Genomic DNA, 14,578 nt, shown 5'->3' on the forward strand with positions numbered 1-14,578 from the left:
GACGGCAACTTAAACTTAAACTTAAACTTAAACTTAAACTTAAACTTAAACTTAAACTTAAACTCGAACTCGAACTCGAACTCGAACTCGAACTCGAACTCCTCGCCGGCACTCCCAAAACCCAAACTCAGCCGCGTGCCATCACCATCTCCCAAACGATCGTGTCACGCCCCCCATCCCAGCTGACTTATCACTGCCCTTCGTCGCCGGTTCGATCGTCCAAGGTTTCTTCGATCTTCGCGTAGCTAGTGATCATCGATTCCAACTGAGCTGCCAAGCGGTCCAGATCGCGACCATTGTCAAGCGATTCGGACAGCAACGGGCGTAGCCATTCTTGCATCAAGTGAAACTGGCCCTTGATCAATTCGGCCATCTCTCGGGGAACCTTGTATTGGACCAACACCTTTTGTTCGGGCGGAGCCAAGGCTTGTTGTGCGCTGATCTTTTCCAATTGTTTTCCGGTCGACGCCAACGATTGCGCCAACTCAGTGCCGGTCGCGGATAGGCTTTGACGCACCATATCAACTCGCGCGTCCATCCGTTCCTCGGCGCCATTGTCACGGGCCGCGATGGCACGAGAGAGGACTTGCCGGATCGATTCCAATCCGTCTCGCATCGACGCCAACTGACGCATCAACTGACCGGCCTGATCCTCGCTGTCCATGCCCGACATTCGAACACTTTCGACGTAGGCATACTTGATCCCGTCCCAACGTTCCTTTTCGTCGACCGACAGAATCCCCATCAGCTCTTTGAACTTCAACACGTTGGCTTCGTTATCGGTCGTCAACGTCTGGGCATCCTGTTCGTAGCTGCTAACGATCAATGACTGCAGCTCCGAATCATTCATTACGCTGGCTACTTTTTCCGCCATCCGGTTCATGTTCCGGTAACTTCCCTGCAACTTGAACGGAGGCTCGGTGCGGTACGCATCGGCCTGAGCCGCCGAACGGATGTAGGCTCGGTTCACTTTCAGCACGACGTCGCGCACCCGCAACAGCTTTCGCATCACTTCAAACATCTCGCGAACCTGATCCATCGACAGGTTGCTTTGCAGTTCGATGCCTTCCAGGGAATCGCGTCCTGCGGCGACGATGATCGCACGAGCGTCTTCGGGGGCGGCCGTTGAAAGGGGAGCCAGCACTTGATTGCTGGTCAAACAATTCTCGAGGTAACTCATTTCGAACGCATCCGCGGACTCGCCAATGATTTCGCCCAAGTTGTAAACGTCCGCTCGGTTGGAAAGCATATCGGGAACCTGAAAACGATCCCCCGATTCGGTGTACGGGTTGCCCGCCATGACAACAGCGACCCGCCGCCCACGAAGGTCATAGGTCCGTGTCTTGCCGTTCCGCACACCCTCGATTTTGCGAGTCGCATCGCATAGCGAGATAAACTTTTGCAGCAGTTCGGGGTGTGTATGTTGGATGTCGTCCAGATACAGCATGACGTTGTCGCCCATTTCGAGCGCCAAGTTCAATCTTTCGATCTCTTCCCGCGCCGCCGCATTGGGTGCTTCGGCCGGATCCAACGACGTCACACCGTGACCGATCGCCGGACCGTTGATCTTCATGAATACGATCCCCAATCGGTTGGCAACGTATTCCATCAACGTCGTCTTGCCGTACCCCGGCGGCGAGATCAACAGCAACAGCCCCATCCGATCGGTCCGCTTGTCCTCGCCGGCAGCGCCCATCTGTTTGGCCAAGTTATCGCCGATCAACGGCAGATAGACTTCGTCCAACAGTCGGTTTCGCACGAATGACGTCAACACGCGAGGCTTAAATTCTTCCAAACGCATACCGTCACGAGCGTCGTCGACCAATCGCGTTTTGGTTTCGTGCAGTCGGCGATAGCGTGGCACGACATCGCCACGGTAGCCACGCACGCGGGCCAGCATTTCATGGAAATGAACGGGCATCTTTCCAGACGCAATCCGCCCGTGACTGCCCGCCAAATGATCCAGAGTTCGAACGACCGGGGCATCAACCACCTTCATCGATCCAACACCACCATGGATCAGAATCCACGCCAATTCATCACGGTACCCAATGGCGGGGTCCGCCGAATCAGCATCCGCATAATCTTCCAAGAACGCATCCGCCCAGTTTCGTGCCAGTACAAACGAACGAATCGGATCGGCCACCTTTTCGAACTTAGCCGAAGACCTGGCATTGAACTTTTCCAACAGTTCCGCCGCCCGGTGACTCGCCACGGGCTTTTTCGGTGCGTGAGTCAACTCGTCAAACAAGTAGTGTGCGATCCGCTGCGGAGTCACTTGGTCGCCGAATAACGGCCCCCAAATTTCCTGATCCGCTGCTGACATCTCTGTTAGGCGTCCACGGAACTCGGCCGCGGGATGCGCCTGCGGGTAAGCCTTCGCCAAGGCGGCGAATCCACCGATCCAATCGACCAAGGCATTGCGATCCTTGGCGGCCAACAATTGAGTGAACCATAGCTGAGCCGCCGCACGGACCACGGGCGAATGCCGCAGCAATCCGATCTCGGAGTTCATTTCGATCAACGCGGCAAGAATCGCAGCGGCATCACGGTCATGAACGCCTTTGGAGTAACCTTCGTCGTATCGCCCCGACATTTGTTGTTGAATCAGCGTCACGCAGGCATCCAAGGCGTTCGGATCCGCAGCGGTTCCCGAGACGACCGGCAAACGCTGACCGCTTTCAAACAGGTCCACAGCCAAATACTCAGCCCGGTAGACGTCGCTGTTTTCGCTGATCAGTTCTTGATTCCACAAGTCCTGGGCAGCTTTCAAATCGGGATCGCGAAGCGGTTCAAAAAACTGAGTTCCCGTCAAATGCAGGCACATTTCACCGCCGCGCAACACCGTTGTCAGATCCAACGGCTGTGTGTTGACGGCAAAGCGCTGCTTGCCCAACCGGATGATGTCACCACCATCCTCGTACAAATCTTGACGATCCTTCAACTGGCGAGTGGAATCTTCGCGAATCGTTTTCAAACGGCTCTGCAAGTCTTCGACACGAACGGCATCGTCCAGATCGCCAAGCTGACCGATGATGTCGCGTACTTTTTCGACCATCAGGTCGCCGGCAAAGTAGGCTGCGATTTCGTCGGTCGACTCCATTTTGCCGACCCGCGAATCGATCCCTTTCAAAATCCGGCCAGCGGCCGACGCTAAAGATTCGGCTCGTCGATTTCGTTTCTCGACCAACTGAACCTTGCGAGATTCGAATGCCGCATAGACGTCTTCACGTCGCTGGGCCAACTGGACGACGAAGTCATCAAACTCGGCAAAACGCCCCTCCAACTCTTCCAACTGGACCATGACTTTCGTCAAGTATTCGTCGCATTTCGCGGGCGAATCGCTGACGTCCAAGTAGCCAGAAACGGTCTGTTCTAGCAGCTTCAACTGCGACGCAAATTCGGCCTTGCCTTCGACACTGGTCAGTTCACCGACCCGAGCCTTTAACGAACTTCGAACACGGTTCAACGACGCAAACACGTCGCCAATCGAATCGATAATTTCGGTCCGCTTGGTCGTATCCTCGATGCGCAGATTGCTGACCGTTTCCGTCAACAACTCCAACTGCGATCCCGCCTCGTCGATCTCTGTCCCAAGTTTTTTTGCATCAGATACCGTACCAACCTTGGCAACCTTGCCACCCGCGGTTTCGACTCGTTCGACGTAGGGGTCTAGGGATCCAGGCGTCAGCAAGAAATCCACACAACGGCGACTGAGCCGTTCCGATTGCTCGGCGGTTTCCTGTTCCAGTGTCTCGACGACGGCGGTGTCGACATAGCGAAGTTCGTTCAGCCCCAATGCGTGGCCACGCTGCTGGCGCAGTGAAGCCAGTGCGGCGACGTAGTCATCGATCGTTTCGAAGCGGCCACGCTGGATCGATTTGACCAACGCATCGACTGCGGTCTGGACCTCTTGGGTGCGTCCTTCGGTATCACGCCGAACTCGCACGACCTTTTCGAACTCTTCGACCGCCGCCCCCGCCGCTTGGCGAATTTTCTGCAACGGCTGTGATAACTGTTCGGCTTCTTCCTTGTCGATCCAGAAATAACTGTCCAGCACATCGGATGCCTTCTTGCCAAGATCGACATACAACCCTTCGTACGAGTCGTCTTTTTCGATCAACTGCAACAGTTCGTTGCATTCGGCCATTCCACGAACGATGTCTTTGTTGCCAATTTTGAACAACATCGAATCGGTTTGATTCTCTGGCACAAAGCTGGAATCGGTGAACGGGGTTTGCCAGATTTGAATGGCATGGTGTTTCTGTGGCTCGTCCTGAGTCCGAAAAACGACCATCTCGCCCCGTTCAAAGAACGTTTGCCCGCTGGACACCATCGGCGTTTCAACGCTCTGACGAATCAAGTTGTATCGCAGTTGGACGTAGGTACCCGATTGCCGATTGTAGAACAGGTACAGATAGTCCTCGCCATTGGGCGCGGCGATCGTGCGTTGGTAACGCATGTCCAACAAACCGTGGTCGAATCGTTTGAATTCGCCAGTTTGCAAATAGTACCCGCCCGGAAAAATGATCCCGTGATCGCCAGGCAGCATCACACAACAGCTAGCGATTTCATCCAAACGCATCGCTCGCCCGAGCTTGCCATTGAACAAAATGTAGCGAAAGTCATTCTCTTGATAGGGTTTGATTTTCATCAAAACCAAGTGCCCGACCACCGCATAGTAGATCTCGGAATCATCCAGAGTCTGGTCAGCGTGATCCACCGGTTCGGCGTAGATCCCTTGGCCGGTGTCGGTGTTGTTTTCGATCTTGATCGTCAGGTCACCACCGACCGTTTCGACAAATACACGATCCTCGATCGAAATGTGCGGGTGGGCCCCGTAGTGGTGCTGATCGCGTGTGGTGCGAGTCCAGCGGAATTCGTGCTGGGGCGGATCTTTGACTTCGTGATCGCTGCGATTGTCGATGTATTCGATCGTGTCGGCGGTTGCCCGCCACTTGAACGACTTGATATCACGTTCGGTCTTGCCAACCTGAAACACCATGTGCAGCATCGGCCCGACACGGAAGAAACGCGTGAACCGCGTGTCTTTGTAAAATCGGTACAGCTCGTGAAAATCGCTGACGAACCGTTTTTCCCCGATCACATCGAGCGACGATTCGTGGAACTGATTCTCACGCAGTTCGTAGACCGAAAATACGTCTGCCAATTCGATTTCGTTCTTCAGTCCGAATTGGACGTTGTAACCAAACAAAAATTCTTGACCGACCGACACGATGTCACGCGGCACACAATTGTGCTCGGTCGTGACGCGTTCGGTGGCGATCAGTGACGTTTCGATATTGCCGAATACGTCCGCGCGTGATTCGTTCAGCTTGGCCAAACGGTCACGAAGATCGGTTGCCGCTTCACGCAGTCGATTGCGCAGGACCTCGTAGGTACCAGCGGCAAGTTGAGTGTCAGTCATGCAAAGCTCCTGACGCGATCAACTCGCACGGTGGGCAAAGAGATTATCTGGCAAATCGATTCGGACATCGTCAATCGTTGTCGCTGGTGGATGGATGGCAAAGGTTTTCTGCCGCGGGTCTGGCGGCCGCCTGCTGACATGGCGAGCCACTGCCTTCAACATGCGGCTAGTGTCTTGCCGCTCACAAAATTGAATTCATAGGCTCGTCGGGCTGAAACCTCGTTGGCAACTTAGCCCGCTGGTTCGCTTAGGCGGACGCGGGCGGTCATACCGCCCGCGTTCGCACATCCAACGTTAGGCCTTCTTGCCGCCTATGGCTGGCTTGGCAGCTGCCAACAGTCGTCCGGCTTTTTGATCAGCGACGTTGGCGGTCCCGGCCATGCTTAGCAAGCTGGTCAGTTGCGATCGGACATCGTCGGCTTTGGTCATGCCCATCATTTTGGCAATCAAGGCCGCAATCGACAGGTCTTTGATGCCGTCGGTGTCAAGATTGAACTGTTTGACCAAACCCGAAAGCTGGTCTTGGAAATAGTCGGCATTGCCATCGAAGAACGTGTCCTTGATGTCCGTGGCGACTTTGCTGTTGTAAACAAAGCGGTCGATCGCCTTGCCGCCCTTGACGGCGCTGGTGATCTGGTCAAAGAACTCTCCATCACCACCAACAATATCGATGCGTGCACTCTTCAGCGCGTCGCCCATGACACTGGCTTGGCTTTCGGCGATGCCACGCTGTGCGTCGATGGCAGCGATTTCGACTGATTTTTCCTTGTCCAGTCGCAGCTTGAATTCTTCGTGATCCTTGCCGACGCTGTCCAACTGTTTCATCGCTTCGGCCTTTTCGGTAATCCCGATTGCTTCGCTGCGATACTTCTCTAGTTCGACATTGGCTTCTGCCAGACCCTGCTTCTCGCTGGCGGACGCCTTGGCTTCGATGACCTTCGCTTCGGCCAAACCACTGGCTGCCTGGGTCGCCATGGCTGCTTCGGCCAACATCTTGGCAGCTTCGGTTTCTTTCTCGGCGGCATCTCGACGTGCGTCGGCATCGATGCGGACCTTTTCGGCCAACAAGGTTGCTGAATCTCGTTCGGACTGTGCCGCTTTGGTGACGCGAATCAATTCTTCTTCGGCCTTCATGTCGGCCGCGGTGACTTGCACCTTCTTCAAACGATCGGCCTTGGCGATGTCTTCGGTGTCTTTGATTCGTTCTTGTTCTTCGACGACGGTGCGTTCGATCGCCACCCGCTCGCGAATCACTTCTTGAATGTTGCGTTTTTCAACTTCAATGGCCTTCTCTTTTTCGATCTCGGCCACACCTACCAAACGCAATCGTTCGGTCATTTCCAGATCGCGATCACGATTGACGCGTTCCAGTTCGACCGCGTCAGTTTTTTCTTTGTTCCGCATCGCGACCAAGACTTGGCGGCTCTTGTTTTCTTCGGCGACGCCCAGTTCTTCTTCGGTTTGAATCCGAGCACGTTCGGATTCCAAACGCTGCTCTTCGCGCACTTTGGCAGCCGACGCTTCCTCGCGTGATGTGATCTCAGCAATTTCGCGTTTCTGCTTCTCGACGGCTTCGACCCGTTGCCGTTCCAGCGACAGGATCGTTTCCTCGGCCTCGACGTCCTGCTTCTTCAGCGTCTTTTCTTTGTCCCGCGTGAACTGGTTCTCTTTGACCTTTTCGTTCGACGTCAGTTCGGTGATCTTCTTGATACCTTCGGCGTCCAGAATATTGGTCGGCGACAGCATCGACAGCGGGGTCTGTTCCAAGTAGTCAATGGCCGCGTCATCCAAACGGTATCCGTTCAAATCCGTACCGATGACCTTCAAGATCTCTTCTTTGAACTTGTCACGCTGGTCATACAGATCAACAAAATCGAACTGTTTCCCGACCGTTTTCAGTGCTTCGCTGAACTTGGCATCAAAAAGTTCACGCAGTGTTTCCAGTTCGCTACAGCGCCGGGCACCGATCGACTGGGCGACTTCCTTCATCTCTTCGTCGCTGTTATCGACACGAATGAAGAAGGCGACTTTGATGTCCGCCCGGATGTTGTCACGGCAAATCAGACCGGCGCTGCCTTCACGATCAATCTCGAAGCTTTTCAGCGTCAGATCCATGAATTCATATTGGTGGAACAACGGCACGATGAACTTGCCACCCGCCGTGGTGACATCCAAGCCGCCTAGACCCGATTTCACGATCGCTCGGTCGGGTCCGACCACGATGAAGTATTTTTTGAACGTCAGCAACAATGCCAAAAGGGCAAAGCACGCGATGTAGGTAGCGATCCATCCTCCCGAAAGAAAGTTGACCGCCAACAGTGGAGTAGACAGGGTCACGATGATGTCTCCGTAGGAAGATGAGTTACTTTGTAGATGCGTGTTTTTGAATCAAATTCGATGATGCGAACTTCTGTGCCCTTGGGGATGTCAGGCCCGTCGGTGCGGATGTTCAACAGCAAAGGGGCTGCGTTGGTGCGAAACTTTGCCTGCCCAAACTCGGATGTTGCTTGGGAGGTTGTGATTTCGCAGGTTGCACCGATCAACCGGGTTTGGTCATACGATGGTGGATCGACGAAGTAACCGACCAACGGCTGGGTCGCCAATTTGGTGATCCCGGTCGCGATGACCAAGTTGCGAATCGACAACAAGGTGCTGGTTAGCCAAGTGGGGTCGTAGCGATGGATATCGAAGTGGTGCCAAAGGCCGTAGGACACTGACCAAAATGCAACAGCGAAGACGCCACCCCACAGGATGACGGGCACCTTGGCAATGTTGGTCCAGCGAATTGTGGTTGCACCGATGCCGTGCAGAAAGTCGATGTCCACGTCCACTCCGCCAGCGTCTGGAACGTCGACGTCGACATCCAAATCGGGCAGATCCATCCCCAGATCGATCAAACCGACCAGGGCAAACAACGTATACAGAACCAGCAACGCCACTAGAATCGACGCGGGCCACACGGGACCGACGAACATTCGTTCAGCAAGCTGGGTCAGCGAATCGGTCACGGTTACGTCTAGCCTGTATGGGGGAACGTTGAAGCCTACGACCTAGGCACCGTCGGCCCGCCACCAGGGCGCTGATCCATCCTGAATTCTCCGCTTTGTTGGCGAACTTTGCCGAATTTGCGGAATCCTCCGTAGCCTAGCGCTGATCAAGCAAAAATGTCACGATGTCGACCAACTCGGCCTCGGTCAGCGCTTCATCCAGCCCAGCCGGCATGATCGATACCGCGCTGGCAGCGATCTGATCGATGTCGTCCGCAGCAATCGACTCCATCTTGCCGTTCGCCTGTTGCAACTGGATGGCCCCTCCGGCGTCCTCGACTACCACGCCCACAAAGGCACGTCCGTCGACGGTCAACACTTTGTGGGTTGTGTAATCCCGGACAATGCTGGCCGACGGAAACACGATCGATTCCAACAAATCGCTGGCGGATCGGTTGGCGCCGATGGTGGTCAGGTCAGGCCCAACTCGATTCCCTTGCTGGCCGATCCGGTGACAGGCACTGCATTTCGATTTCTCGCTATGGAAAACCATCCGCCCCCGCGCAGAATCCCCCTGGGACAGATGCTGACGAATGGAAGCCAGCCGATCCAGTTTCTGTTGCTGATGCTGTTTCAATCGATCCAAGATCCGGTTGGCCTGATCAAGAGTGTCGGGCGGGAACCTTAGAATCACATCAGAAAATTCATGGACGGCCAAACTTAGCAGCGCATCGGCGGAATCCATCGCATCCAGAAAGGATCGCGCAGCATCCGCGTCGACGGGACTGGCAAACAGCGGCAACAATTGACGCAATTGGGCGGGTGATGCATCGGGCAACAACTCAATCACTCGGGGCAACTGATCCGCCGCAATCTTGGTCGTACCGATGATCTGGATGACCTGATTGGATACCGACGGCGGCCCCAATCGATACCAAGCAAGCAAGCGATCCAACATCGACGATGACATGCCCGCACCGCCGGCGGCTCGGGCTGCCATCGCGCTGATTCGCAGCGAGATGGAACGCGTCTGATCGTCATAAATTTGAGCCAGCGGTTGATCAAAGGTATCCCCCGACATCGATGCGACCGCCGCGATTGTTGGATGAACAATCCTGTCATTATGATCGGACAGCCGTCGCTTGATCGAATCAATCCAACCGGGGTGCAAACCCGAGTGATTGCCATCGGCGATCGCACGCAACACCATCAACTGCGTTTGCTCCGGTGCACTCCCCTGCAATCCCATCGACGCCAGTTCCGCGACCGCTGGATCTGCGATGAACGCGGACATCAACTTCTCGATCGAATCGGACCAACCATTTCCATCGTCCACCTTCATAAGGTCCCGCATCCACTGAACGATCCTCGGCAACCACGCCGGATGCCCGATCGCAGTCTGAACTGCAAAACGGCGGGTAGGTGGATCGTTGGAAGTCAAACCCGATGCGATCTGCGAAAACGTCAATTCGTCAGGGCTGATCTGATCCAACGCGATCCAAACGCCACGTTGGACCGACGCATATTCCTTCGACTCGCGATCCAGTAAATCATCTTGCTCTACGGCGTCCCACGCCTGCCGAATCGCTGGCGAATCGCCGATTTCGATCAACGCGTAAATCATGGCATGTTCAGCGGACCGATCAATCGTATCGGACTGCAACGACCGGATCAGCGCGGGCACTGCGTCGACGGCACCGACCATCCCGAGCGTCGCGGCAGCTCGCCGGCGCACCCCCATCGATTCATCCGACAAACGCAAGATCAATGCGTCAACATTGACGTGCGGCCCACAGCGTGACAATCCCATGCATGCCGCTTGCCGAATCGTGGGATCCACGTCGTCTAGCGCGACAGCGATTGTCGTCGCAACATCGGACACCGCAGCATCATCAACGGCCAATCGCGTCAACGTCCAAACACTGTTTCGCCGAACCGTGGCATCATCGTCGGCAATCGACCGGCCCAGCGATGGCAACATCCGTTGTCCCCGCGCTGCAGATTCACTGATCGCACGCTGCCGAACCGCGAATCGCGGATCGCCCATTCGTTGGATCAGTTGCGACGGCGAAAGCATCGCCCAATCGATCTGAAGTCCACGCGGATCCAGGTCGGATACCAACTCGGGTGCTGACGTTTTCCGAATTCGATAGATGCCTCCCAACACATCGGGCTTGGCAAACTGGGACGTCGGACAACCTCGGTAAAACCATCCTCCCGTGTCGATCACCAACAAACTACCATCCGCGTCTTCCAACACGTCGGTGGGATGAAAATCGCGGCTAGTCGATGACAAGAATTCGTGCTGTGTCGCGGTATAGGTCGATCCGCTTGGTTGCAGATCAAGTCGAACGACCTTGCCGCCATTGAAGAAGGTCGCGAATAGGTTATCACGCCATCCATCATCCAACGCTCCGCTGCGATAACGTGTCATTCCAGAAACGGCGACATGTCCAAAACCATGCGTTGGTTCTAACACGTCGCCGGTGATCTTCATTTCTTCTAGCACTTGGCGTCGGTGTGGATACGCGCCACCGTGCAACCAGTGGACCAGCGCATCCACACGTGGGCGACTACGAATGATATTGACGCTGCCCAACAGATCACCCGAATCGGTGAAGTCAATTTCAACCGGGTTGTCCATGCCGCCGCCACAGTGGATCTGTTTATCGGAACCATCCGGCAGGCAGGAAAACAGATAGGAACCTTGACGCTGGCTGGTCACATTGCCAGCCTCGTCGCGAAATTCGTGACCGTGAAATCCGTCGGTCCAATACAACCGGCCATCGGGACCAAAGAAACAACCATGCACGCTGGCGGCATTGCCGTTGTAGCCAAACTTCGAAACCAGCACCTTGCGTTCATCGGCCACACCATCGCCATCGGTGTCGGTCAATCGCCAAATGTTCGGTGGGGATGCCACGTACAGTGACCCGTCATGCCAAACGCCACCCATCGGAAACGTCATCTTGTCAGCGAAAACGGTGGAAGCATCGAACCGCCCATCGCCATCGCGATCAACCAACTTGCGGATCGAATTGGGAAGTTGATCTTCCAACTGTTCCGCCGTTGCGTTCACGCCCGCGTTGTTGCAAACGTACAAGCAACCGGCGTCGTCAAAACAGGCCATCGTCGGATGGGTAACCAACGGTGGACCGGCGGCCAGTTCCACCGTGAATCCGGCGGGCACCTGGATTGATGCGGCGCCCAGCGGCGCGTCGCCGAAATCGTCCGCCCAGCAAAACCCCACAGCGATGCATCCACTTAGCCAGCACGATGCGGCCAACAAACGGCCCAAAAAGCGTTGATTCATGAAACGACTGCGACGATCAATGGAGGACGTAGGTGCGGTCTAAAACGGTCAACCGCCTACGATAGCCATCTGCGTCAACGATTGCGAACTGTTGCCCCGATCCTCCCTGAAGTTGATCCAACGAACCCTGATCGCCCGAGGTCCAAACTAGCGTGCGTCCCACCACCAATTTTGGACCACGCGTGGTCGGTCGGTGGGGACATTGGCCATCGACGAAAGCGATGGATAGTTGGCCACTTCGCCGACCAAGGTTGCCGAAGCGTTGACGGCGACCCCACCGCTAGCGATCAACACGTGGTGGATCTGCCTTGCGTGTCGAACCCGATGCAGCACGGCGATCGATTCGACCTGACGGGGCGTTGGCATGGTTGCCGAGGAGACGGAGGATGACGAAGTGGACGCCCACTGGGCGATCAATTGATGATGCCCGGGTGTCTTGACCGATCGCCTCAGCAACTCCGACACCGACGCCGCTTGGTAGATCGCTTCGAGAGATCCATAGACGGGGTACTTGCTGCGAATATCGTCAAAATGTTGATTGAAGTCGGCAACGAACATTTCCGTTCGAAAGTCCTTTGTCAAATTCCCTCGCGCCCCATCAGCCATCGCTCGCTCGTTCTCGCCCGACAAACGGATCGGCGAACCGGCGATTTCAAAAATGGTCCGCTCGGCGTCTGCGCGGACGCTGCGTGGTGACGCGGTGAACCAAAGTCGCAACAACAAACCATTGGGTGCCCCACGATCGATCGTGGCATCCGTCACATCCAAGTAGTTCATCGCATTCTCTGGCATCGGATGCACGCCCAACGCCAACTGTTTCATGTGCCGATCGGCTTCGACCATCAGATATCCGATCGATGTATCCCCCGGTGTTCCAAACACTTCGACTCGCTGCATCCCCAATGCCGCCATCAAAGCATCGGCCGACTTCCCGATCGGAATTCGATCCGCTTGCACATCGGCGGCTACCGCGGCAGAACGCTGAAGGCCGACCGTTGTTGGATCGATCGTGCAGCCAAACTTTTGTCCCGACAAAACGGATGCCAGCGAAGTGATCAAAAAATCCATCCGCAGCGCACCCTGCGTGGTCACGCGATCTCGCAGCACGCCATCGACCGACTCGATCCCGCCAACTTGACCCGCAATCACGATGTCATCACCACGGGGATCCAAAAACACGAAGCGGACATCCGACAATCCTGCAGTGTGCAACATCGCTGCAGACAATGGGGTTCCAGAGAACCGTCGGCGATTCGATTCGTCCAGCAACCGTCGCAGCGAAACGCAACGAAGTTGAGACGGCATCCGCCAACGATCCGCATCCGGCACCGCCGATGTTCGGCCGGCCAGCAACGATACTTTCAAATTTTCAAGTTCGTCCGATGCCGCGACTGTTTCACATGCATGAACGGTTCCCTCGGGGTCAACGTAAACGCCTTGCGAATATTCTTTCATCGAACTGGGGCCACCAAGAAGATCCCAGGTATCGGGCACAACGGTGGTCTGAATCAGGTCGATCAGCGAATCGAAATTGGCGAACGACGCACCGCCGGCTGCGCGAATATCATCGATCGCTTGCTGGCGAGCGGCGGGGGCGTTCATCGATCGAATCGTCGATTCGGCACCAGCCAGTTCGCCCGACGAACTTTGCGACGAGGCAATTTCAGCCAAAACGATCGGCTGTCGGTCAGCCGGCATCCCGCCCACCATCGCCGCGGCCGCCGCAAACTCACCCGCCGCCAAGTGGCTTGCAACATCCTCGGCCATGCCCCTGGTCGCACTCAGGCACACCAGCGTGCAACATGCGATTGCGATCGATCCCGTTGCCACTAACTTGCGTAGGTTCATTTCGGTCTCGCGTGTGTTGAAGAAGGAGTCATGCCGGTACGTTCGCCGGACATCATCTGTCGCCATCCGCAGCGACAAACATCAGCCGCTGGAAAGTGGCGGAACCGTATCCCAGAGATTATCGTCGAGTCGCTGTTGGGGCACGAACCGTGACTTGTAGTTCAGATGATCGTTGTCGGCGACGTACATCCCTAGATAAGCGTAACGCCGCCCCGAATCTTTCGCCCACTGAATTTGCTTCAAAATGGCGTAGGTCCCCAAACTGAACCGGCTGGCTGCGGGATCAAAGTGCGTGTAGACCGCGGAAATGGCCGATTCGCCCACGTCGACAATGGCGATCGCGATCAACGATCCGTCAAACCGGATTGATAGTTCGCGAGTATCGCAACACGTTTCGGTCAAAAACGATCGGTACGCTTCGGCTGTCACCGTTTCACCATCGGTGCCGAGATCACGAATCTGACGATGCTGGTTGAACAACCACACCCTGCGATCGTCGACCAGCGGCCGCCCCCATTGGACCTGCAGTTCACGGTCGCCGCGAACCAGAACGCGGCGCATGGAACGAGTCATCTGAAACTGGTCGACTTCGATTCGCGTTGGCTTGCACTCGCGGCACTGCGGGCACTCGGTGCGATAAAGGAACCCACCGCTGCGACGAAAACCGGCTGCCAACAATTGATCGGTCATGCGATCGGTGACCGGACCAACCGGCATTCGCAGCGGCATCCGAGCAACGACGTTGTCACGATACGGGCAGGGCTGCAGTTCGTCCTGGACAACGACCAGACGCAGTTCCCGCATCGCGTTGTCGGGCAGCGTTTCGGGATGACTCACACGTGAGCCCTCTTTCGCGAAGAAGCATCAATGGATAGACGCTCTCCATCTTACCCGATGCCGTGATACCGATGCGAACCCGCCCAATGGGTTGGCCGCTGGTTAGGGCCCGACAAGGCGGGCGCGAGCGTGGGGAAGGGGAGAGAGAGTTTAAGTTCGAGTTCG

The 14,578-nt window shown here is 55.9% G+C and carries 6 protein-coding genes; all 6 read right to left on the reverse strand.

Annotated elements, in window-relative coordinates:
- Window positions 1–190 precede the first annotated feature (190 nt).
- Window positions 191–5,428, reverse strand: coding sequence for a DNA repair ATPase (locus K227x_RS23190; protein WP_145173481.1), 5,238 nt, complete (start codon window positions 5,426–5,428; stop codon window positions 191–193).
- A gap of 294 nt (window positions 5,429–5,722) precedes the next feature.
- Entirely contained in the window at window positions 5,723–7,714 is a 1,992-nt protein-coding gene (locus tag K227x_RS23195; protein WP_315854365.1) for an SPFH domain-containing protein, read from the reverse strand.
- 47 nt (window positions 7,715–7,761) lie between these two features.
- A complete protein-coding gene (locus K227x_RS23200; protein WP_145173487.1) occupies window positions 7,762–8,436 on the reverse strand; it encodes an OB-fold-containig protein in 675 nt (224 codons plus the stop codon).
- Between the two features lie 136 nt (window positions 8,437–8,572).
- Window positions 8,573–11,728, reverse strand: a complete 3,156-nt coding sequence (locus tag K227x_RS23205; protein WP_145173490.1) for a PVC-type heme-binding CxxCH protein — start codon at window positions 11,726–11,728, stop codon at window positions 8,573–8,575.
- 147 nt (window positions 11,729–11,875) lie between these two features.
- Window positions 11,876–13,576, reverse strand: a complete 1,701-nt coding sequence (locus K227x_RS23210) for a DUF1598 domain-containing protein (protein ID WP_218933477.1) — start codon at window positions 13,574–13,576, stop codon at window positions 11,876–11,878.
- 81 nt (window positions 13,577–13,657) lie between these two features.
- On the reverse strand, window positions 13,658–14,413 hold the full coding sequence (locus K227x_RS23215) for an arginyltransferase (RefSeq protein WP_246146111.1): 756 nt from the start codon (window positions 14,411–14,413) through the stop codon (window positions 13,658–13,660).
- Between the last annotated feature and the right edge of the window lie 165 nt (window positions 14,414–14,578).

It is taken from the genome of Rubripirellula lacrimiformis (assembly GCF_007741535.1).
Lineage (GTDB): Bacteria > Planctomycetota > Planctomycetia > Pirellulales > Pirellulaceae > Rubripirellula > Rubripirellula lacrimiformis.

What these genes read in the sequence shown, in the direction of transcription:
- K227x_RS23205 (WP_145173490.1), bottom strand. Translation starts at nt 11,728, where the DNA reads ATGAATCAACGCTTTTTGGGCCGTTTGTTGGCCGCATCGTGCTGGCTA.
- K227x_RS23210 (WP_218933477.1), bottom strand. Translation starts at nt 13,576, where the DNA reads ATGAACCTACGCAAGTTAGTGGCAACGGGATCGATCGCAATCGCATGT.
- K227x_RS23190 (WP_145173481.1), bottom strand. Translation starts at nt 5,428, where the DNA reads ATGACTGACACTCAACTTGCCGCTGGTACCTACGAGGTCCTGCGCAAT.